Source organism: Cupriavidus sp. YR651 (assembly GCF_900101625.1).
GTDB lineage: Bacteria > Pseudomonadota > Gammaproteobacteria > Burkholderiales > Burkholderiaceae > Cupriavidus.
The window spans coordinates 22,059-44,018 of sequence record NZ_FMYZ01000022.1; the positions used below are offsets into that span (position 1 = coordinate 22,059).

Annotated in this window: 19 protein-coding genes; 4 read left to right on the forward strand and 15 right to left on the reverse strand. The window is 64.3% G+C overall.

Annotated features, from left to right (window positions below):
* Window positions 1-536 precede the first annotated feature (536 nt).
* From BLR29_RS30025 to BLR29_RS30040, 4 genes are all read right to left on the reverse strand, one after another.
* Entirely contained in the window at window positions 537-1,979 is a 1,443-nt protein-coding gene (locus tag BLR29_RS30025; protein WP_092143226.1) for an efflux transporter outer membrane subunit, read from the reverse strand.
* A complete protein-coding gene (locus BLR29_RS30030) occupies window positions 1,966-5,130 on the reverse strand; it encodes an efflux RND transporter permease subunit (protein ID WP_092143229.1) in 3,165 nt (1,054 codons plus the stop codon). The genes BLR29_RS30025 and BLR29_RS30030 overlap by 14 nt, the downstream gene beginning before the upstream one ends.
* A 4-nt stretch (window positions 5,131-5,134) precedes the next feature.
* Entirely contained in the window at window positions 5,135-6,208 is a 1,074-nt protein-coding gene (locus BLR29_RS30035; protein ID WP_255371516.1) for an efflux RND transporter periplasmic adaptor subunit, read from the reverse strand.
* Window positions 6,209-6,410: 202 nt separating this feature from the next.
* Window positions 6,411-7,604: an MFS transporter gene (locus BLR29_RS30040; RefSeq protein ID WP_092143235.1), complete on the reverse strand. Its 1,194-nt coding sequence runs from the start codon at window positions 7,602-7,604 to the stop codon at window positions 6,411-6,413.
* Between the two features lie 125 nt (window positions 7,605-7,729).
* On the opposite strand from BLR29_RS30040, the gene BLR29_RS30045 reads away from it, so the two are divergent.
* Window positions 7,730-8,227, forward strand: a complete 498-nt coding sequence (locus BLR29_RS30045; protein ID WP_176861099.1) for a winged helix-turn-helix transcriptional regulator — start codon at window positions 7,730-7,732, stop codon at window positions 8,225-8,227.
* Between the two features lie 319 nt (window positions 8,228-8,546).
* Here BLR29_RS30045 and BLR29_RS32215 read toward each other — a convergent pair whose 3' ends face one another.
* Both BLR29_RS32215 and BLR29_RS30050 read right to left on the reverse strand, forming a co-directional pair.
* Window positions 8,547-8,642, reverse strand: a complete 96-nt coding sequence (locus tag BLR29_RS32215) for a DUF2789 family protein (protein WP_143018559.1) — start codon at window positions 8,640-8,642, stop codon at window positions 8,547-8,549.
* Between the two features lie 310 nt (window positions 8,643-8,952).
* Entirely contained in the window at window positions 8,953-9,651 is a 699-nt protein-coding gene (locus BLR29_RS30050) for a hydrolase (protein WP_092143241.1), read from the reverse strand.
* Window positions 9,652-10,222: 571 nt separating this feature from the next.
* On the opposite strand from BLR29_RS30050, the gene BLR29_RS30055 reads away from it, so the two are divergent.
* Both BLR29_RS30055 and BLR29_RS30060 read left to right on the forward strand, forming a co-directional pair.
* Complete coding sequence (locus BLR29_RS30055) at window positions 10,223-10,546, forward strand: hypothetical protein (RefSeq protein WP_176861100.1); 324 nt, start codon at window positions 10,223-10,225, stop codon at window positions 10,544-10,546.
* A 49-nt stretch (window positions 10,547-10,595) separates the two neighbouring features.
* The gene (locus BLR29_RS30060) at window positions 10,596-11,162 is read left to right on the forward strand and encodes a lipid-binding SYLF domain-containing protein (protein ID WP_092143244.1); all 567 of its coding nucleotides are present in this window, start codon (window positions 10,596-10,598) and stop codon (window positions 11,160-11,162) included.
* Between the two features lie 386 nt (window positions 11,163-11,548).
* Here the strand turns inward: BLR29_RS30060 and BLR29_RS30065 are convergent, their stop codons facing one another.
* The 6 genes from BLR29_RS30065 to BLR29_RS30090 all read right to left on the reverse strand — a co-directional run bounded on the left by BLR29_RS30065 (window position 11,549) and on the right by BLR29_RS30090 (window position 16,719).
* On the reverse strand, window positions 11,549-12,820 hold the full coding sequence (locus BLR29_RS30065) for a patatin-like phospholipase family protein (protein WP_176861101.1): 1,272 nt from the start codon (window positions 12,818-12,820) through the stop codon (window positions 11,549-11,551).
* Window positions 12,821-12,934: 114 nt separating this feature from the next.
* Window positions 12,935-13,297, reverse strand: a complete 363-nt coding sequence (locus BLR29_RS30070; RefSeq protein ID WP_369804739.1) for a Kelch repeat-containing protein — start codon at window positions 13,295-13,297, stop codon at window positions 12,935-12,937.
* Window positions 13,267-14,109: a class I SAM-dependent methyltransferase gene (locus BLR29_RS30075; RefSeq protein WP_092143250.1), complete on the reverse strand. Its 843-nt coding sequence runs from the start codon at window positions 14,107-14,109 to the stop codon at window positions 13,267-13,269. The genes BLR29_RS30070 and BLR29_RS30075 overlap by 31 nt, the downstream gene beginning before the upstream one ends.
* Window positions 14,110-14,190: 81 nt before the next feature.
* On the reverse strand, window positions 14,191-15,318 hold the full coding sequence (locus BLR29_RS30080) for an alpha/beta fold hydrolase (RefSeq protein WP_092143253.1): 1,128 nt from the start codon (window positions 15,316-15,318) through the stop codon (window positions 14,191-14,193).
* Window positions 15,319-15,546: 228 nt separating this feature from the next.
* Window positions 15,547-15,987 carry a hypothetical protein gene (locus BLR29_RS30085; RefSeq protein WP_255371517.1) on the reverse strand — a complete coding sequence of 147 codons (441 nt, stop codon included), beginning with the start codon at window positions 15,985-15,987 and terminating at the stop codon, window positions 15,547-15,549.
* 318 nt (window positions 15,988-16,305) lie between these two features.
* Window positions 16,306-16,719 carry a hypothetical protein gene (locus tag BLR29_RS30090; RefSeq protein ID WP_092143256.1) on the reverse strand — a complete coding sequence of 138 codons (414 nt, stop codon included), beginning with the start codon at window positions 16,717-16,719 and terminating at the stop codon, window positions 16,306-16,308.
* Window positions 16,720-17,290: 571 nt separating this feature from the next.
* Here BLR29_RS30090 and BLR29_RS30095 point away from each other — a divergent pair.
* Window positions 17,291-18,268 carry a hypothetical protein gene (locus tag BLR29_RS30095; RefSeq protein ID WP_092143259.1) on the forward strand — a complete coding sequence of 326 codons (978 nt, stop codon included), beginning with the start codon at window positions 17,291-17,293 and terminating at the stop codon, window positions 18,266-18,268.
* A gap of 87 nt (window positions 18,269-18,355) precedes the next feature.
* Here BLR29_RS30095 and BLR29_RS30100 read toward each other — a convergent pair whose 3' ends face one another.
* The 3 genes from BLR29_RS30100 to BLR29_RS30110 form a co-directional block, all read right to left on the reverse strand.
* Complete coding sequence (locus tag BLR29_RS30100) at window positions 18,356-19,417, reverse strand: lactonase family protein (protein WP_092143262.1); 1,062 nt, start codon at window positions 19,415-19,417, stop codon at window positions 18,356-18,358.
* Between the two features lie 91 nt (window positions 19,418-19,508).
* Window positions 19,509-20,477 (reverse strand): Bug family tripartite tricarboxylate transporter substrate binding protein, encoded by a 969-nt coding sequence (locus BLR29_RS30105; protein WP_092143265.1) that lies wholly within the window; start codon window positions 20,475-20,477, stop codon window positions 19,509-19,511.
* 70 nt (window positions 20,478-20,547) lie between these two features.
* Window positions 20,548-21,957, reverse strand: a complete 1,410-nt coding sequence (locus BLR29_RS30110) for an MmgE/PrpD family protein (protein WP_092143268.1) — start codon at window positions 21,955-21,957, stop codon at window positions 20,548-20,550.
* Between the last annotated feature and the right edge of the window lie 3 nt (window positions 21,958-21,960).

Consider the following 21,960-nt stretch of genomic DNA (forward strand, 5'->3'; position numbering starts at 1 on the left):
GCTAGTCGCCGTGGCGCGAGTCTGGCTGGGCAATGCGCCCAGCACACCCTGTACATGAAGGATAGAACTTTGCCGCGCGGCCAGAATTGGAGACCTGTTGGCACGCCTATCGCTCTCCTCGCCCCCGAGCCCTTGCGGTAGCCGAGCCTTCTCGGCCAGCGGAGCGTGTCAGACCAAACTTCCACATCGGCATGTGGATTCCGCTGTGTCATGTCTTGGCGACCCCCGAACAGTGACGTTCGTTTCGCCTAGTGGCGTATCGGATGCCGATCGACGTGGCCTTGCACATGGGCGGGTCATGCCCGATTTGGCGCTTGGTAATCATGGCGAAGTGATTCGCTCATCTGGCACCGGCAAAGGCCCGCGTCTTCGTCGATTTTTTTGCCGCGCGCTTCGGCAATCCATGACCCTGGCAATGCGAAGGAGCACAGATCGACATGCCTACCTATGAAGAAGCACGCTTGGCGGCCATCGCAGTCAGGCTGGCGCTATCCTCAGGCACGAGCTGCGGCAATCCTGAGTCTGTCGCGACTGCCCTATGCATCGGGATCGCCTCCACCGCGCTTCGCGCTCTCGCCGCCCCCGACCTCCCATCCGCCGCCTGCCGCCGCAAATATGCGCACCAGCCCGACGCGCAGGCTGGCGTCCGACGCCGCCTGCTCCGATTCGGCATTGAGCAGGTCACGCTCGGCCACCAGCACGTCCAGCAGCCCGACGTAGCCGAAGCGATACTGTGTGCGCGCCAGTTCGGCCGCGCGCCGGGTCTGCTCGACACCTGCCGCCAGTGAAGCGTTGCGCGACTGTTCGTTCAGGTACGCCGACATCGCACTTTCCATGTCTTCCAGCGCATCGAGCACGGCCTGCTGATAGCTGAGGAATGCCTGTGCCTGGCGCGCGTCGGCAGCGTCGATCTGCGAGCGGATGCGGCCGAAATTGAGCACCGGCTGCACGAGACCCACGCCGATTCCCCAAGGCGTCGACGAAAACGGCGTGGCGTTCTGCACCCCGAACAGCGCAGTTAGCGAGATGTTCGGGAACAGTTCCGCCACCGCAGCCTTGCGCGCTGAGATCGACGCCGCCAATCGCCGCTCTGCCGCCCTGACATCGGGTCGCGTGGCAATCACCGCAGCCGGCGCCGACACAACGATGCGCGCATCGAGCGCAGGCTGCGATGCGGGCGCCACCGCCTGCGGCAGCGTACCGGGTGCGCGGCCAAGCAGCGTCGACAGTCGGTTGGCCGCGGCGTCCCTCGAAGCGCGCAAGCTAGGCACGCGCGCTTCCGTCGCTGACGTCTGCGCCGCCGCGCGCTGGACGTCGAAATTGCTCACCAGTGCGCCGCGTTGCTGCGCCTCCACAAGTTTCAGCGTCTTGCGCTGCGTGTCGAGGTTTCCCGTCGTCAGCGCGATCTGCCGATCGAGATTGCGCAACTCGAAATAGGTACGCGCCACCTCCGAAAGCAGCGCCACGCGTACGGCCTGCTCGCTGGCCTGCGTCGACTGCAGGATGGCCGCCGCCTGGGCCGTACGGGCCTGGTTTCGGCCAAACAGGTCCACCTCCCAGGCTGCCGACAGCGCCGCCTGGTTCACCGTAACCGATCTGTCGTTGGTCAGCAGGCCCCGGTTGCCGCGCTCGCTGCTCGCCACGGCATTCACCTGCGGCGCCAGCGCGGACTGCGCCTCCAGGCGTACCGCCCGCGCCTCCTCCACCCGGGCCCGTGCAATGGCCAGCGACTTGTTTCCTGCGAGTGCCTCGCCGATGAGCGCATCGAGCGCCGGATCGCGGAAATGCGTCCACCATTGCTGGTCGGTCTTCGTCTCGTCGTTGCTGACGATCAGCTCCGCATGTTCCGGCGTGGGTGTCAACGTCTGCCAGCGCGGCGCGAACGCCACGCCGGATTCCTGCGGCCCTACGGGGTGGGTGCAGCCGGCCACCGCGACAGCGGCCAGTACGAAAGCGGCCAGTCGCTCAAGCTTCAACATGTTGCCCCACCTTTTCCTTCCGCTTGATGCGCTTTTCGAGGTTCCGCATCAAGACATAGAAGACCGGCGTCAGGAACAGCCCGAAGAACGTGACGCCGATCATGCCGAAGAACACGGCAATCCCCATGGCGTGGCGCATTTCCGCGCCGGCTCCGTGCGATACCACCAGCGGCACCACGCCCATGATGAAGGCGATGGACGTCATCAGGATCGGGCGCAGGCGCAGGTTCGCAGACTCGATGGCGGCCGATAGCGTGCTCTTGCCATGCATTTCCAGCTCTCGCGCGAACTCGCATATCAGAATCGCGTTCTTGCACGCCAACCCGATCAGTACGAAGAACCCGATCTGCGTAAACAGGTTGTTCTCGCCCCTGGTCAGCCAGACACCCGCGATGGCCGAGAACAAGCACATCGGCACGATCAGGATGATCGCCAGCGGGACGAATGGGCTCTCGTACTGTGCGGTGAGCACCAGGAACACCAACAGCAGGCAGATCGGGAATATGATCAGCGCGGTGTTGCCGGCAAGGATCTGCTGATAGGCCAGTTCGGTCCATTCGAAAGCCATGTCAGCCGGCAGCGCTTCGTTCAGGATGCGCGTGATCGCCGCCTGCGCCTGTCCCGTCGAATAGCCGGGCGCCGGGCGTCCATTGATATCCGCCGAACGGTAGGCGTTGTAGCGCGAAGCGTTGTCCGGGCCGCTGGTGTCGCTCAGCGTCACGACTGCGCCCAGCGGAACCATCTTCCCTTCGACGTTGCGCACTTTGAGCGCGAGGATATCCTCCCGCTTCGAGCGGTAATCGCGGTCGCCCTGCGCGATGACCTGGTAAGTACGACCGAACTTGTTGAAGTCGTTCACGTAGAGCGAGCCCAGGTAGATCTGCATGGTCTTGAACACATCGTCGACATCGACACCAAGCTGGGCGGCACGAGTACGGTCCACGTCGGCATAGAGTTGCGGAGTGGAGACGTTGTAGTTGGTGTACACGCCCGCCAGCTCGGGCGCCTGGCGCGCCTTGTCGAGGACCGTCTTCACAACCTTGCTCAGCGCCAGGTAACCGGCGTCACCGCGATCCTCGATCTGCAGCTTGAAGCCCCCGGTATTGCCGAGCCCCTGCACAGGCGGCGGCGGGAACACGGCAATGAACGCGTCGCGGATCGACGCGAACTGCTGCTGCAGAGGCGCCGTCATGCCCGGACCGGAGGTCCCCAGCTTGTGCAGATCCTCGAAGGACTGTTCACCGAGGAACACGACGGCGGACGATGCGCTGTTGATGAAGCCGTTCAGCGACAGGCCCGGCAACTGCACTGCGTTGCGCACGCCCGGCGTCTTCAGCGCGGCATCGGACATCTCCCGCACCACGGCCTCCGTGCGGTCGAGCGTCGCGCCGTCGGGCAGCCGGATCAGGTTAACCAGGTACCCCTTGTCCTGGATGGGCACGAATCCGGCCGGCACCCTGACGAAACCGAGCACAGTCGCCGCCAGCAGCGCCGCATAGAGCACCATCGATCCACGCTTGTGCTGCAGCACCCGCTGCACACCTCGCCCATAGGACTCGCCGCCTGCGCCAAACGCACGGTTGAAGCGCGCGAAGAAGCCGCCGAGACATCTGTCCATCAGGCGCGTGAGGCCGTCCCTGGGCGCATCATGCGAGCGCAGCAGCAATGCCGCCAATGCTGGCGACAGCGTCAGCGAATTGAAGGCGGAGATTACCGTCGAGATGGCGATGGTCAGCGCGAACTGCCGATAGAACTGCCCGGTGAGGCCGCTGATGAATGCAATCGGGACGAACACCGCACACAGCACCAGCGCAATGGCGATGATCGGTCCGGTGACCTCCTGCATCGCCTTGATGGTGGCCTCGCGCGGTCGCAGCCCCGTGGCGATGTTCCGCTCGACGTTCTCCACCACGACGATCGCGTCGTCGACCACGATGCCGATTGCCAGCACCAGGCCGAACAACGACAGCGCATTGATCGAGAAGCCGAAACCGAGCATCACCGCGAACGTACCGATTACCGATACGGGCACAGCCAGCAATGGGATGATCGCGGCACGCCAGCTCTGCAGGAAGAGGATCACCACCAGCACCACCAGCGCGATCGCTTCGAGCAGCGTATGAATCACTGCCTTGATCGAGTCGCGCACGAACGTGGTCGGGTCGTAGGCGATACGGTATTCCAGGCCACTCGGAAACCGCTTGTTCAGCTCCGCCATCTTGGCGCGGACGCTGTTCGAAATGTCGATGGCATTCGCGCCGGGGGTCTGGAAGATCACCAGCGCCAGCGCCTGCTTGTTGTCGAGCAGCGCGCGCAAGGCATACTCGCTCGCGCCCATTTCCACGCGCGCCACGTCCTTGAGGTAGGTCACCACGCCCGCTTCGCGCTTGACGATGATGTTCTCGAACTGATCGACGTCGGTCAGGCGGCCCTGCACGTTCACGGGCAACTGGATCTCGACACTATCCTTGTACGGCGGTCCGCCGACGACGCCCGCGGCCACCTGGACGTTCTGCTTGCGGATCGCGGCCACCACCTCGTCAGGGTTCATGTTGCGTTCCGCGATCTTCTGCGGATTGAGCCACACACGCATCGCGTAGTTGCCCGAGCCGTACAGCTTGATCTGACCGATGCCGGGGATCTTCGCGAGTTCATCCTTGACGTTCAGCAGCGCGTAGTTGCGCAGATAAAGCATGTCGTATCGGTCCGACGGCGAGACCAGGTGCACAACCATCGTCAGGTCCGGCGAACTCTTGACGGTGCTGACGCCGAGTTGGCGGGTCACCTCAGGCAGGCGCGGCAGCGCCTCGTTGACGCGGTTTTGCACCAGTTGCGTCGCGAGGTCGGGATCGGTACCGAGCTTGAAGGTCACCGTCAGTGTCAGCACGCCATCGCTGGCAGCCTGCGACGACATGTACAGCATGTTTTCGACGCCGTTGATCTGCTCCTCGAGTGGCGTCGCCACGGTTTCGGCAATGACCTTCGGATTGGCGCCGGGGAACTGCGCCCGCACGACCACCGATGGCGGCACCACCTCCGGGTATTCGGAGATCGGCAGCTGCGGAATCGCGATCAGGCCAGCCAGAAAAATGAGAATCGAGATGACCGCGGCGAAGTTCGGGCGGTCGACAAAGAACTTCGAGAGATTCATGCCACTACTCCGCGCCGCGTGCTGCCGACGTCGCGGCGGTTTTCAGCTCGTCGGCGGCGACTTCCTTCGGCACCACCGTCGCGTCGGGGCGCACGAACTGCAGGCCCCGTGCGATCACGCGCTCACCAGACTGAAGTCCGCTGGTGACGACGTGCCGCCCATCGAGCCCGGCGCCGAGCCGGACTTCGCGATAGGCAACCTTGTCGTCGCGCCCGACGACATAGACATACTTCTTGCTCTGATCGCTGCCGATCGCCACATCGGGAACGACCAGCGCCACGGTATCGCTGGCGTCGGACAGCCCGATCGATGCGAACATCCCTGGAACCAAAGCGCCATCGCGATTGGCGAACTTCGCCCGGGCGCGGATCGTGCCGCTGCGCGTGTCGATCTTGTTGTCGAATGTGTAAATGACGCCCTTGTAGACGTTCGCCGCATCGCCCTGCACCCGCATCTCCACTGGGATCTGCTGTTCCTTGCCGAGCGTGCCGGCGTGCTGGCGAATCGACTGGGTGTAGACCTGCTCATCGACATCGAAGTCGGCATAAATACCATCGTTCGAAACGATGCGGGTCAGCACCGGCGCATTCGCGCCCGGTTGCACCAGATTGCCGACGGTGATCTCCGCGCGGCTGATGCGGCCGGCGATCGGCGCCTTGACATAGGCATAGTCGAGATTGATGCTGGCCTGGCGCAGCGTGGCGTCGGCCGCCAGCACCGCGGCCTGCGCCATGCGGTGCTCGTTGGTGCGCTGGTCATGCACGCTCAACGGAATCGCTTCGGCATCGATCAGCCCCTTGGCGCGCCCGTACTCGGCAGCCGCGAACTCGGCGCGAGCGCGTGCGGCCGCCAGATCGGCGCGGGCCTTCGCTACAGCCGCCTCGTAGGGACGTGGATCGATCACGAACATCACGTCGCCCGCCTTTACCGTCTGCCCGTCATGCACACGGATTTCGACGATCTTGCCGCCGACCTCGGGCCGCACCAGCGCCTCGTCCACGGCGTTGAGGCGCCCGGAAAAATTGGCCCAGACGCGGACCTTCTCGGGCTCCAGTGTTTTCACCAGCACCTCGGGCACGGCCGCCTTGGGGGGTGCCGCCGCGCGGGTGTCCTTCATTTCCATCGTGGCGATCACGGCGCCGGTTGCCACGATCAGGACCGATCCCGCCACCCACCAACGCTGGCGCGGGTTCGTATGACGCTTCTTCATTTCTGCCATTGCTTCACCAACTCGATCATTCATGAACTTCGAGAAAACCTGCTGCACCACGCGCAGCCAATCAGCGCGCCGTGTTCTGCGGCGCGGCGACCGTGCCGGCGGCCAGATCTTCGGGACGGGCGATGCGTGCCTGCGCCCACTCGGCCACCAGCAGCGCGACCGCGATGGACACTGCGCCGACGAGACCCAGCGCGTGGGGATCGATCCAGGTGATGGCGGCACCGCCAAGCAGGCCCGACATCGACACGCCGACATAGATCGCGGCCGAGTTCAGTCCCAGGAGCAGCGGCGCGGCAGCGGGCGTGATGCTGATCAGCCGGTGCTGTTGCGGAACGAGCAACCCCCAACCGCACAAGCCCCAGATAACAAGCGCGGGAACGGCGGTGACAAGCGACGCTGAGGTCCAGGGCAATAGCGCGAAATCGAGCGCAACGATGGCGATCGCGGCATTGATAATGCGGCGACTTCCAAAACGGTCGGTCATTCGCCCGGCGGCCAGGTTGCCGACCGTAGCCGCCACGCCCCAGAGCAGCAGGAGGCCGGCCAGGACGCGCGCGTCACCGCCCGTCGCCCGGTCGAAGCTCGATCCGATGTACGTGTAGACCAGGAAAAGACCCGAGTAGGCGAGCAATGTCGTCAGCAGCGTCAGCAGCACCCGAGCATCGCCCAGCGGCGCGAGCCGACGCGCGAGGGTGACCGGCGGCGGCGTCGGGATATCACGCAGGCGCCAGGCCACTCCCATCGCGGCCAACGTGCCAACCGCCGCGACAAACCACATCGTCGCGCGCCAGTCGAGCCAGCCGCCGATGAAGGTGCCCAGCGGCGCGCCCAGCGCAGTGGCACTGGACAGCCCGGCGACCACGATAGCAAGCGCGCGGCCCCGCTGTTCGGGAGGCACTAGCGACGCACCGGTGGCCGTCGCTGTCGGGCTGAACATTGCGGCCCCCAAGCCAGCGATCAGACGGCTGGCCAGGACGAGGCCGATGCTTGGCGCCACCGCCGTCAACACGTTGCCCAGCACGAACACGGCAAGCCCGGCCAGCAACAGCCGTTTGCGCGGCCAATGGGCCGCGGCCGCCGCGATGACTGGCGAAAGCAGCGCGTAGCTCATCGCATAGAGCGTGACCATTTGCCCGGCCAGCGCCACCGACACGCCCAGCGACGCCGAAACCTGGGATAGCACGCCAGCTACCACGAAGCTGTCCGTTCCGATGGCAAACATGCCGCTGGCCAGAACTATCAGACGTTTATCCATTTGGAAGTCCTTTTGCGGCACATGCGGGCCATCTAGGTACGCGTTGGGTGCCAGTAAGTTTCATGATGAAACTTACAATAGCCCATTAAGTTGCATGACGCAACTCTTTCATCTAGCATGACGACATGTACCGAAAAACTTTCGAAGGCATGAACTGCTCGGTGGCGGGCGCGCTCGAGCAGGTCGGCGAATGGTGGAGCCTGCTCATCGTGCGGGAATGCATGATGGGTACGACGCGCTTCGACGATTTCCAACACAAGCTGGGTATTGCGCGCAACGTGCTGACCGCGCGGCTCAACCGCCTGATCGAGCACGGTGTGCTGGTGAAGGTGCTGGCCGAGGGCAGCGAGCGGCGCGGCGAGTATCGGCTCACAGAGAAGGGGGAGGCTCTTTATCCTGTCCTGGTCGCCCTGATGCAGTGGGGCGACGAATGGTGTGGGCACCAGACGCCGATCCGGATGGTCGAGGACAGCACCGGGCACCCCATCGAACCGGTGAGCGTGCGCGTAGGGGCGCGCACGCTTGGCCTGCGTGACGTACGATTCGAGCTGGGCGACGGCGCCACGGCAGGTACAAGAGAGGTCGTCAGGGCGCGCAACCTTGCCATTCTGGGCAAGGAGTGAAGGATCTGAACGCCTGCTGGGTCAGGCGCGGTCTGTAAGCGTCACAACGCGGCACATCGTGCAGCCATTCGCCACGGGGCCCCGACGCGAGCGATTCAACCGGATTCGAATAAGGCCGGCTACTTGCCCACCCCACGAGTACTCGCGCTTCTCCCCCGCGAAATAGAGTGACCTCCCCGAGACAGATCGCGCGCTCACCGGGCCGGCACCACAAGCCGGGCACCACTGGGTGCGGATTCAACCGGCCATGCAACACAGCAGACAAACACGCCGCTCCTTGACCAGTCGCCTCACACAACTCGATGCAGCGCGGTAAAGGTTAGTGTGCGGCGATAAACTCGCCAATGGCGGCTTCGTCGGTGGGTAGCCCAAGTTGGGCGAACGAATCGACGAAGGTCGGAAACTGCCTGGTCATGATTGATTTCTCTTTTGAACGCGCACCGCGACGTTGATCGTCATGTCCGGGGGAGCAACACCAGGCCTGCCGTCGGCGAGCGCTTGTTGAACGCGCTTCGTGCGACCAAGGCGCAAACCGCCAGCGTTCCAGCCAGTACACCGAGGGACGACGAGGTGTGCCCGTGAGATGAAAATCCCGTCGCGAAGGCGACGGCGGCCATTTCCAACTTACGGCCGAGTTTGTGATTGCGTGTCATAGCGGTTGCCGCCCTTCGCCTGCGCTTATTCAGGTGGCCCGGCTCCCAATGCCGCGCCACCGACCGTGGATATCAGTACTCAGTCACCGGTGCATGCACCGGAGCGATCGATTGGTGCGGAGTCTGGGTGCGCTGGGCTGCCTTGTGCATCATCGTGTAGGCGTAGTCGATGCCCATGCCGTAGGCGCCCGAGTGTTCCTTGGCCACGGCCATCACTTCGTCATACGTCTCGCGGTTCTTCCAGTCGCGCTGCCATTCGAGCATGACCTGCTGCCAGGTCACCGGCACCACACCGGCCTGGACCATGCGTTGCATCGCGTAGTCATGCGCTTCCTTGGTGGTGCCGCCCGAGGCGTCGGCCACCATGTAGATCTCGTAGTCGCCTTCGAGCATCGCGCTCAGTGCGAAGGTCGTGTTGCAGACCTCGGTCCACAGGCCGGCGACAACGATCTTCTTGCGGCCGTTGGCGGCCAGTGCATCGCGCACCTTCTGGTCGTCCCAGGAGTTCATCGAAGTGCGTTCCAGCGTCTGCTTGCCCGGGAAGACGTCGAGCAGTTCAGGGTAGGTGTAGCCGGAGAACGATTCGCTTTCCACCGTGGTGATCGTGGTCGGCACGTCGAAGACCTTTGCCGCCTTGGCCAGGCCCACGACGTTGTTCTTCATGGTCTGGCGGTCCATCGACTGCACGCCGAAGGCCATCTGGGGCTGGTGGTCGATGATGATGAGCTGGCTGTTGCGCGGGGTCAGGACTTGCAGCTTGGCGTTCGACATGGTGCTCTCCGGTATAAAAGTTGGTTCAATAAGTTTGAGGTGTTATCGGACGGCGCCTCCGGCGCTCTATCTGGCTTTCTGCTGTTGTTGCGCCGTCCATGTGCAGAACTATAGCGACCACCATCCCGGAGAAAGTGGCGGATCGCTGTCATAGTTATTCAAAATTATTGAATAAAGGTCACACCATCAAAAACTCCTCCTGCCACGGCCAAGTTGCCAAGCTGTAGTGGCGTAGCCGGGTGCATGGCTGCTTTCACTCGTGAGCGGTCATAGGCAATGCGGGTCGGCTAGAGACGGTCGCAGCCTTGCGGCGGGCTGTCGAAGGCAAACTCGCAGGATGAGGCCCTTGGAAGAGACGCCGCCCATCTTGGCTTCGACGCACCCCTCATCCATGTCCATGGGCTGTCGAATTCCACCAACAGCGCGCGACAGATTCGCGGCGCGATCATGACCATCTCCGCACCTAAGCGCGCGCAGGGCGTCGTAGTGATCAGCTATTCAACAAGCTCCCGACATCCTCGAAGCGCGGGTCCCTATCCGGAAATCCGAAAACGGGTGGCGGCGGTGCTGAGTGCCGCCGGCGATTGGCGGTTCACCTCTTGCCAACTACGCCGAGCCGTACCAAGCCGTACTGCTGCAATATGTTCCGCGCGACCTGCAGATCGGGCGATGGTGGCGCCGTGCAGAGCCTAAGACTGGCGACCCACAAGGCGTGGCTCGCGCGCTCGCGCAGCACCCGCTTCCGGGCGAACTGCATTACTACTCGATCGTAAGATTCCCTGAGCCGGAACGCATCTCGTCTATTCTGAAATCGAGCTACAACAAGCTCTCGCGCTTCGACTCTAACTGTTCTTGTCGCAGCAGAAAAATCGAAAAGAAGTGGGCAGAAGTGTGACGCGGTAGTGCTGTACACGATGATTTTCAACCACGATGGAGAAAAAATCATGCTTAAACGTCTGATATCGATTCTCGCAGTCTTGTCGCTGATGTTACCGATTTCTTCTGCCTGGGCGGATGAGTATACCGACACGATCAAACTCTTCAAAAATGCAGGAGAAAGTGGCCAGCTCCTCAAATCTGCTTACGGCTACGCGGTATTTCCTACAATTGGCAAGGGAGCTGTCGGCATAGGAGGGGCCCATGGCAAGGGCCGTGTGTACGAAAAGGGAAAGTATATCGGCGACACATCGATGACCCAGGTGACCGTGGGCCTGCAGCTTGGCGGCGAAGCCTATAGCGAGATGATCGTGTTCAAAGATGAACGGGCGCTCAAGGAATTTACCGGTGGTAACTTTGAGTTCGGCGCAGATGCCTCTGCGGTTGCGATTACGGCGGCTGCGGGCGCACAGACAAGCACGACAGGCACTTCTGCACGCGCGAGCGCCGGCAAGAAAGACGCCAAGACCGCGGGTGGCTATCACAAGGGCATGGCAACATTTACAGTGACCAAGGGCGGCTTGATGTACGAGGCGAGCATCGGCGGCCAGAAGTTCAGCTACAAGCCTCATTGACTCTCGCTACGAGGGAAAAAAATCAATGAGCTTGTTCTCAGGGCTTAGGGGAAACAACTTGGATACGCTCTTGTTCCCGGCCTCACTTCTGTTCGCAGAAGTCGTATCGCCAGTCGAATACTTGTATTAGTCCCACAAACCATACGGTGTGCAGAGATGGAGCAGCGGCGCCGACCTGTAAAACTGTCCAGGCGCCGCGCGGGACATCGGCACAGCGAGGGACACCTGTCGAAAATCCCGCGAGGAACGATGACAGCTCCGCCTTGCGGATTCAACCGGTCGATGCAACACACCGAAGCCTACTAAGCAGCTAGGCCGCGACTTGAATAGGACCGATCGTTGGATCGAGAGGCGGAGCGTGCCAAGCAATGCCGTCCGTCCATGCGCTACTTCTTGGTCGCCGCAGCGCGCGGCAAAGCAAACCCGGGCGGTACCTTAGCCCACGGGTACCCCTTCAATGCCATCTTATAGGCGGCATCGTAGAGTGCACGCATATATTCGGTATCGAACTCTTCTTTGTGCGGAGCATTAAAGCTCGCGGGGATGAAGGCAAGGTTGTAGTCAACGCCATCGCGATTCGCAGTCGCATAGATGCGGTAAAGATCTCCGATGCCTTGGCTTTGGATCATCGATGCGACCGCGCGAGAGGCAATGCCCATCGTAGAGCGCTCCACCTGCATCCAGTCCGCGTCGAGTCGAGCGTTGCGAATAATGTAAAGTTTGCGTTCGCGGCGGACGCCTACCGAAACAGCCTCCTCTCCTAGACGGAGGGTCGCCGGGTAGGCGAATACCTGCGCCACCACGCCACCATCAACGTGCATTTCCTGGTAGGGGGTGCCATTGACTTCCACGTTAATCATCATCGGAGGAAAGGCGCCTGGAATCGACGTGGAGGCGACCAGGACTTTTATAAACAGGTCCAATGCTTTGGGACCGCCGTAGGTCGCAATCTTGCCCATGTCCCAGATGATGCCGCGGCGTGCGTCAAGATCGGTCGTGGCAACCAACAGCATGCGGCCCTTCGCATACTCGGCAGCGATCTCCTTGAGTAGGTCCTCAGTCACGAATTTTCGGGTCAGCGTCAGCAGCGGTCGGTTATCAGCCATCGCGTCGCTTAGCACGCCTCCCAGAAAGCTACGCTGTTCGAGGACGTCCTTCGAGGAAATAGTCGTGTATACCTGCTTCAGCGTCGAATCGTACTTTGGTCCGAGAAACACGAAAGGCGCGATAAGCGCACCGGTGCTTATGCCGGTGACAAGCTTGAACTCCGGTCTTGTTCCCGTCTCAGTCCATGCATTCAGCAAGCCCGCAGCAAATGCACCGTTGTCACCACCACCTGAAATCGCTAGAAATACCGCAGGTGGCATCGGGCCAGTTCGCCCCTGCTGTGCCAGATAATCCCTTTCCCTCTTCAAAGAGTCAAAAGCCGCCTTCGTCAGTTCTGGGGCATCTGCTCCTGCGGCGTAGCGTACACCAGGCATGCCAGGAATTTCAGCATTACTTGTTACTTCGCGTGGGACTGCTGGCAAGCGTCCAGGCGTCGTGGAGCACCCTTGTAGTGAAAGTATGAGAGCGATGAATAGGCCGAGAAACAAGGAGCCTATTTTCAGCTTGTTAGCGACAAAATCCTTGAACGACATTAAGAAGAGTTTTCCCATGATTTCGCCCTCCTCGAGACGAATTCAGCTTTCGGTCGCTTGCCCGCCAGTTTAAGTCGCTCTATGGAACGGTCTCGGATCCGAGCCGGCCAGCGACCTTAGCGCCTTCACAAGCTAGTGAAACAATTCTGTGTAGGACAAGACTCCGCGTCCAATCCCACCCGCTACCAGGACCCTGCCGTCTGCCGGCAACGTTGCCGTGTGTTGCTCGCGCATTTGCTCAAGACTCCCGACCTGGGACCAGTTTCCCGTCGCGGGGTCGTACAACTCGCTCACGAATAAGTCGGTGGACTCGATACCGCCGGCCACCAGCACTCGCCCGCTGGCCAGGAGCGTGGCGGTATGGAAGTCACGTGCCTGTCGCAGGCTGCCTGTCTTTGACCACGCGCCCGCCGTGGGATCGTAAAGTTCAGCGCATGCGATTGATAATTTTTCCGGCTGGCGCTTCAGTGCTTGCGCACCACCACCTCCAGGTATTCACTCGGCACCACCAGCGACTTGTCTCCGCCACGATTCAGGCCGTTCAGCAACGTGGTGAGATCGGCCTCCAATGCCGACGCCCGGTCAGCCGGCAACGCGCCGAATGCCTTGTGCACCGGCCCGTACCACGTACGGAAGACCTCGATGAAATGCGCGGCCGAGCGATAGCGGAAATTGAACTCCCGCGCCGTCACCGCGATGTCCACGCCGTGGGGGTCGAACATCGCGTGGAGATGTTCCTCCACGCCCCAGCGCGACGGCGGCAAGACGCCGGCAGGCGGCGGCACGTACGCGCCGAGTGTCTTGAACAACTGCCCGATAAAGCCTTGCGGCGTCCAGTTGGCCATGCCGATACGCCCGCCGGAGCGGCACACGCGCGCCATCTCCGCAGCCGCCTTCGTCTGGTCCGGCGCGAACATCACGCCGAAGGTGGACAGCACCGCGTCGAAGGTGCCATCGCCGAACGGCAGCGCCTCGGCATCGGCCTCCTGGAACGTCACGTTCAGGCCCTCGGCCTGTGCACGCTGCGCGCCGCGCTCCAGCAACGCGCCCACGTAGTCCGTCGACGTCACCATGCAGCCACGGCGCGCCGCAGCCAGCGTGGCATTGCCATTGCCGGCGGCCACGTCCAGCACGCGCTCGTCCCATCGCAGGTCGCAGGCCTCGGCCAGTTGCTCGCCGACGATCTGCAGCGTGGTGCCGATCACGGCGTAGTCGCCGCTGGCCCATGCCGCTTGCTGGCGGCCCTTGAGGGCGACGAGGTCAACCGGGGTATTGCCGGCGGCGGGCGTAGCGGGGGTCGATGTCATGATGCGTGTCTCCTTTGGTGTTGTTGTTGGGCCGGGCACCGCGGCGATGCGGGCCGGCGTCTTGCGGCTTGCGGGCCGGTGCTAGACGCGCGGCCGGTCGAACCCGGCCTCGCGCGCCAGCACGATGGCCTGCGAGCGGTTTTCCACTTCGAGCTTGGAAAAAATGCTGGTGATGTGGTTTCGCACCGTCTTCTCACACAGCCCAAGGTGCGCGGCAATCTGCGCGTTGTCGCGCCCCTGCGCGATCAGCAAGACGATGTCCCGCTCCCGGCGCGTGAGCGTGGTAAACGCCGGATCGGCGCTTGGCGCAGGCGCGGGCAGGAAGGCGCGGATCTCTTCCAGCCAGCGGTCCCAGGCCGGCTCCGTCTCCAGCAGCAGGTGGTTGCCGCTCTCCAGCGGCACGAAGCGCGCATTCGGGATCATGCTGGCGATCAGGCGCCCCTCGTCGAACGGCACGCGTGCATCGCGCACCGCATGCAGCACCAGCGTCGGACAGGTGACCTGCGGCAGCAGCTCCACCACGTCGATATCGTTGAAGATGCGCATGAAGCGCGCCGCATTGGCGGGCGACGTGGACACGCGTTCGAGCTCGTTGAACCAGCGGTGCTGCTCCGCCGTGCCGCCGGGAATGAACTGCGTGGTGAAAAACTGGCGAAACGCGGGGTTCTCCTGCCCCCAGCCCAGTTCCGCAAGCCGCGCCATCAGCTCGGCCTCTTCGCGCATCTCCGGGCCGAGATTGCGCTTGAGCCGGCCGCGTGCGTAGCCGCCGTGCAGGATCAGGTGACTGACGCGCTCGGGGTGCGCCACGGCATAGGCCACCGCGATCGAGGCGCCTTGCGAGATACCGAGCAACGGAAAATGATCGACACCAGTGGCATCGACGATGGTCTCCAGGTCGCGCAGCCATGCCTCGAAAGACAGGTCCTCGACATGGCGGTCGGACAGGCCGCAGCCGCGTTCGTCGTAGCGCACCAGCGTGTGGTTTTCCGACAGCGCGCACAGCATGTGGCTCCAGACCGGACTGCCGACGTCGAACTCCAGATGGCTCATCCAGTTGGCGGCTTTCACCAGCGGCGGCCCGCCACCCGTGACCGCGTACGCCAGGCGCACGCGGTCACGGCTGGTACAAAGGCGAATCTGCTGCTTCAGCATCGGCATGGTGGGGTCGCGCGCGGGGCAGGGTACGGCCGATGCGGTGTGCCGGGGCATAGGCTCACCGCGTCCGGTCGAACCGGGCGACTCCCCTATCTTAGTCAACGAGCCCCGGCGCGATGGCAATACATAGGCCACCCGGCCCCGCAAAGTGCGGAAGGCCAGACGTGGCGCGTATCGCGCGCGCCGCATGAGGAACACCACCGAAGGCGCCTTTTTCGTGGAAGCGACGACGTGTCGCTGCGTGCCCGGCCCCAACCGCGAACCGGGCGTCCGATTCACCCCTTACGCATGCCGCGACGGACAGTTGCTGCCGGCGCCGTGATAGCCATCGCTGTAGCCGTCTCGCGGACCGACCCGGTTGCCGCCGTCACTGAAGGCGTCACGCGAACTGACGCGGTTGCCCCCATCGCTGAAGGCGTCGCGCGGCCCCATGCGCGCACCGTCCGTATAGGGATCGACGCGCCCCGAGCGCAACCCGTCCTGGTACGGATCAAAGCTGCCCTGCTTGCACACGACGCGTCCCGTCTGCACGGAGACTGCCAGCAGAGCGGCCTCTGACGGCATGGCACGGGCGCCGTCGGTAAAGGGGTCGCGCGAGCCGGTGTGCGCCGGTGCGACTTGGGAATTGTGTGCTTCGCTCCCGGTGCCGGCGACAGCCAGCTGGCACAGGCCGACGGCCAGTGCGGAAGCGGTAAGCAGGGTTTTGGCAAGATTCGTACGCATCTCAAACTCCAACTCCAGCAGAGGACAGGGCGGCTTGGCCGCCACAGCATGGCCTCGGTACAGGCGATCTCGTTCAAGGTGGAGGGCGGCACGGGATCGCCTTGGCCGTGCCCGGCCCGTCCGCGCCTCCCCAGCCATCCCATCCATGGCCACGGCGTCGCGCACGACTTCCTGGATTCGTATCGATGTTGCCGGCCTGGCAGGACCGGTCCGCCTATCTGCGCTATCTGCGCTGCCTGCGCTACCCGCGTGGCCCGGACTGCCTGCGCTGGCCGGACTACCGGAACTGCGCGAGCTGCCCGAACTGCCGGGCTACCGTCAGCGCAGCCAGTCGAGCAACACCGCCAGCGGCAGCAACGGCACCAGCTGGGTCGCCATGCTGGAATGCATGCGAGGCCGCAGGCTGGCGTGCCGGATGGCGTTCGCCAGACGGGTCAGCAGGTCCTGACAGGCGAGCCGCAGGACGGCCAGCCAGCCGTCGGTGCTGATCTCGTGACGGCAGCGCAGTCCGCGCGCCAGCGACACCGCACGGCCGATATCGCGCGCAGGGGCGCCATCGTCGGGCTGCAGGTCACGCATGGCGGCAAGCCACGCATACCAGATGGCGTGCGTGCGACACAGCGCCAGGCACAGCAGCAGCGCCACGCCGGCATGCACCAGTCGGCGGCGCAGCACGCGAACGTGTTGACCATCGACGGTGATCGGCTGAGACGGTTGCTGCGGCTGGCACATGACACACGCTCCTCGTTGGTGGGCTCGTTGGATGAGCTCGTTGGCCGTCTCGTTGATGAGCCCGTGGAGGCGCTCGTTGGCGAGGGGATCGCCGGAGCGGTCCCATGACAAGATTGAGGGGTCCATTGTCGGCATCGCGAGCGGGCGCGACATGAGGCGTGTGTCCCGGTTCCGGACCGGGTGGCGGGTATGAGGGACTCAGGAACGTGGGACGACTGTCCCGGTTTGGCAGTCCGTACGGGTTAGTACCAACGGGACTTTTGCGGGTGGGCGGCCGCCCTGCCGCGATGGCATTCGGCGTAGCACCGCAGGTCATCGCGGGGTCGCGAGGCCGCATCGCATGCGAGCGTCCCCAGTCACCACGATGCCGGATGCCCGTTCTCCGCACAACGGGACTGCTGTCCCGGCTATCGGCACGCCTGGGACGCCATAACCGGCGATTTCCGGGACTCCCGCCTCAGGCTTGCGCGCGCAATCGCTGGAATGATCCCGGCACGTCCCATCGACATATCGCGACCTATCGACATATCGACGTAGCACGGGACGCCATTCATCAGACAGGAGTTCCGCAATGCAAGCCGTATCCATGCACGCCGACACGCAACGCTATGCCCGCTGTATCGCCGCCTCCAAGCGGATCCGCTGGGATATTGACCGTGACGTCATCCGCGATCGCAGTTTCGATCTGGGTCACAAGTTCCTGCCGGACGGGTTGTCGCTGGTCGACGAGCTACCTTTCCTGACCCCGTCGGAGCAACGATTTCTTAGCCAGGTGCAGGGCCGCACCTACGCCAACATGTTCGGCCTGGTGGAGCGCTTCATAGGCGCCAAGGTGCTGGAGCTCAGCCGCGATCACTGGTTTGGCGACCAGGTCGCGCTGGAAGCGCTGGTGCGGTTTTCCGACGAGGAACTGAAGCACCAGGAACTGTTCCGCCGCATCGAACGCCTGGCCGCGTACGGCATGCCCGACGGCTATCACTTCGACGTGCAGCCGAACGACGTGGCCGCGTTCGTGCTGAGCAAGCGCACCTGGGCCGTGCTGGCGCTGACCTGCCATCTGGAGTTGTTCACGCAGGCGCACTATCGCGCGAGCATCGGCACGGCGCCGGACCTGTCCGAGCTATTCAAGGACGTGTTCCTGTTCCACTGGCGCGAGGAGTCGCAACACGCGATCGTCGACGAACTGGAATGGATCCGCGAGAACGCCAAGGTCAGCGCGATGGAACGCGACGCCGCCGTGGACGACCTGATCGCCCTGGTGGGCGGTGTGGACGAGATCCTGCAAGGCCGGGCCAAGGCCGATACCGCCTACTTCATGCGCGTCATCCGTGGCACGCAGGATGCGCCGCGCGCCATGGAAGTGGAAGCCGCCGTGCTCAAGGCGTATCGCTGGACCTACATCGTGTCCGGCGTGCTGGAACCGCGCTTCCGCAAGTTGCTCGGGGAGATGGTCGACGCCACCCAGATGGCGCGTATCGAAGCCGCGATGGCGCCACTGCTGTACGCGATGCCCGCCAGCGGCGCGCCGGTGCCCGCCATGGCGGCCTGAGCCCGCGTCACGAAGCAGCCCTGGCCGCCATGCCCCTCCATTCCCCGCAAAGGGGGATGGCGGCCTTTTTTGGAGTTCCGCGCCGGTTTACGCGGTGATCGCAGGCGCCGGAGCGATCTCGATCCAGCTCGGCCGTTTGCCCACGGCATGACGCCCCACCAGGGAGAGGCCGCCGGTGTCAGGGTGAATCGCATAGACCGCGACCCGGTTGCTCTCCTGCCCCGCACACAGCAGGAACCGCCCAGTCGGCTCGATTGCGAAGCCGCGTGGATAGGCCTCGACCTCGAACGTGCCCGCGTGCGACATCAGGCCGGTCCCGGGGTCGATGCGGAACGCGGCGATCGCGTGGGTCTTGCGGACGCTCGCATAGACGAACGCCCCGTCCGGCGTGAGGTGGATGTCGGCCCCCATCGCGCGATCGGAAAAATCCGGCGGCACGAGTGACTCGTACTGCAGTTCCTGCAGCGCGCCGGACGCGCGGTCGACGCTGTAGGCGGCCAGCGAACCGGCATGCTCGTTGACGCAATACAGCCTGTCCAGCGTCGGATGGAACACCATATGGCGCGGGCCGGAACCCGGGCGCGTCGGGATGGCGGCCGGCGGCGCCGCCTCAAGCCGCCCCGATGCCTCGTCCAGGCGATAAACGAGAATGGTCTCGCCATCGACCGACGTGGCGTAGACGAATCCGCCAAAGGGCGCCTCGATGATGCAGTGCGGCTTGGGCGGTGTTGGCAACGTCTGCTGACACGGGGTGGAGAGGCAGCCGTCTGCCTCGATGCGGTTGACGGTCAGCAGCGCGCCATCGTATGAAGCACCTAGCAGGAACCTGCCGTCGCGGGTGACCGAGAGGTAGGCCATCGGCGCAGGCAGGTCGATGGATTCGAGCAGCCGCAGCCTGCCGGAGGCGGGGTCGAAGGCGAATGCGGACAGCGGAAACGGCTCCGTACGGACCTGGGCATACAGCACCTTGTTATCGCCGCCCCAGGTCAGCGGGATGTTGCCGCGAGTGGGCGCGCCGGAGCCTGGCACCGCGACCACCTCGATCAATTCGAGGCTGCCGGTTTGCGCGTCCAGCAGGAACGCGTGGATCTCCCGGCTCTCGGACGAGGAGACATGGACGAGGAAGGAAGCCGGACGGGCAACACTCATTGGAACTCCACCGGGTTGTTCAGGGTGCCGATGCCGCCGGTCACGCTCGATTCAATCAGGCTCATGGTCATGTCGCGTGTCTCGGCCGCCATTACTCGTCGACCTTCAGCTGAGGCAACGTCTCCGCCACCTTCTTCCAGCGCGCGATGTCCGTCTTCATGAGCGAGTAGAACTGATCGGCCGTCGTTGCCGTCGGCTCGATGCCGGTGGCCGCCAGCTTGTCCCGGACGTCCGGCAGCTTGAGCGCATCATGGATCTGCTTGTTGAGGGTGGCGACGATGGCCGGCGGTGTCCTGGCCGGCACCACCACGCCATACCAGGTGCCCGTGTCCCAGTCCGGAAAGCCCGACTCGGCCATCGTCGGCACGTCCGGGAACAGCGGCGAGCGCGTCTTGCCGGTGACCGCGATCGGCCGCAGCTTGCCCGCCTTCACAAAGGGCGCGAGGGCCACCGTGCCCAGGAACAGCATGTCGACCTCGTTGCCCATCAGCGCCGTGACAGCCGGCACGCCGCCTTTGTAGGGCACATGCAGGATGTCGATGCCGGCCGCTTTCTTGAGCAGTTCGGGCTCCAGTTGCGAAAGCGTGGCAGGACCGGACGAGCCGAAGGTCATCTTGCCGGGCGTCCTCTTCGCGGCTGCCACCAGGTCCGCCACCGACTTGATTCCGGACCGTGGATTGACCACCAGGAAATCGGGCGTGTAGCCGACCTGGGACACCGCGGCGAAGTCGCCGATCGGATCGAATCGCAGGCTTTTGCGCAGCGCCGCGTTGACGGTGTGGCTGCTGGTCGCCAGAAGGATCGTGTAGCCGTCCGGCGGCGACTGGGCAAGCATTTCGGAAGCGATCATGGTCCCGGCGCCGGCGCGATTCTCCGGCACCACAGGCTTGCCCAGCGTCGCGGACAAGCGGGTGGCGAGGATGCGGCCAGCCGAGTCCACGCCGCCACCGGGTGCCGCCGGGATCAACAAGCGGATCGGTTTGGCCGGGTAGTCTTGCGCCACCGCGACACCGCCGGCCAGACAGGCCAGCGCGAGGACGAAGGGTCGGAATAATTTCATGGTGTCTCCAGTGTTTTTATCGACTTCGTGGCAGCCTGCCGGGCGGCTTGTGTTGACCCCAACCGGGCTACTACATGCTCGCCGCGGCAAGGTCGCGCGGCCGGGGATCGGGATGACCGACGCGGGAGAGCAGTCTCAGAATCGGGTCCCATGACGACAGGGTCTCGAGACGCTCGACCTGCTCGATCAGGCGATGCGCCTCGTCGACCGTCAGACCGCCCGTCGTCAGGCAATCGACGACCTTGCCGTGACGCTGCTCGCGACTCATTGGCCGCTCCGGGCAACCGGGGAACCGGTCGCACCGCTCGACCAGCTCGGTGCCGTCCGCCAGCCTCAGGGTCACGCGCGCCCACATCGCGTCTAGCGTCTGCGGGATGTCGCGGTTGTGGACCAGCCGCACCCGTGGCAGCAGGCGCTGGACCGGATCGCTGAACGCCGTCTCGTCGTCGAAGCTGGCGATGATCACTTCGTCCTGGCTGAGACCGACCGCTGCCGCGTACTCGTAGCTGAACTTGCCATCGAGGCCCGAGACCGGCCGGGGCCGCGAGAGCGTGGGACGGAACACGGGTGGCTCGACGACCACCTCGACCACGGCGTCCAGGTCGAACCTGGCGTTGTGGCGCAGCTGTCGGCAGGCCTCGATGACCCACTGCATGTAGATCTCGGCCGGGTATCGCTTGATCGTGAACCCCGGCTTGATAATCGCGTAGTCCGCCAGTCCGTCGAGGACTTCGGCGGGGCGGAACCGGTCGTCGAAGAACGTCTCGAAGTGCCCGCCGGGCATCTCAAGGATCCGCGTGTTGCCCGACATCCCGCGGGCGGCCAGCAGGGCCGACTCGACCCCCGCGCGCGCGGCATTGCCGGGGTGGGTCGGCTTGGCCATGGTGCCGTTGTTCGCGAACAGCCCGCCGGTACGCGACGCCGCCAGGCCGATCGCCCCCGCCACCTGCTCGGCCGACAGGCCCAGGACCACCGAGCATGCCGCCACCGCGCCGAGCGGGCCAACCACGCCTGGCGGGTGGAAGCCACGGAAGGCGCTGTCCCGCGCCGCCGTCCGCACCCGTTGCTGGACCTGCCAGCCGACGACGTATGCCAGGACGGCCCGGTCGGGTGCCACGGCGAAACGCTCCGAGAGGGCGAGCACGCCGGGCAGGATCGAGGAGGTCCCGTGAGCCGGCGGCATGCCCTGGACTTCAAAGTCCAGCGCGTGCAGCGCAATCCCGTTCAGCAAGGCCGCAGTCGCGGGGCTCGCCGGGACGGTCGTCCCGATCACCGTGCAGGACCCGGATGGCTGGTCACCCAGCGCCGCGCGGGCAATGCTGGGTGCCGGCTCGAGACTCCCTGCGGCCAGACAGCCGAGGCCGTCGAGCATCGCCACCTTGGCCGCCTCGACTGCCGCGGCGGGCAGCGCCTTGAGATCGGCCCCGGCGATGAACTCCGCAAGGCCGCGCGTGACAGGCAGGTTGTGGTCGTGGGGCATCGG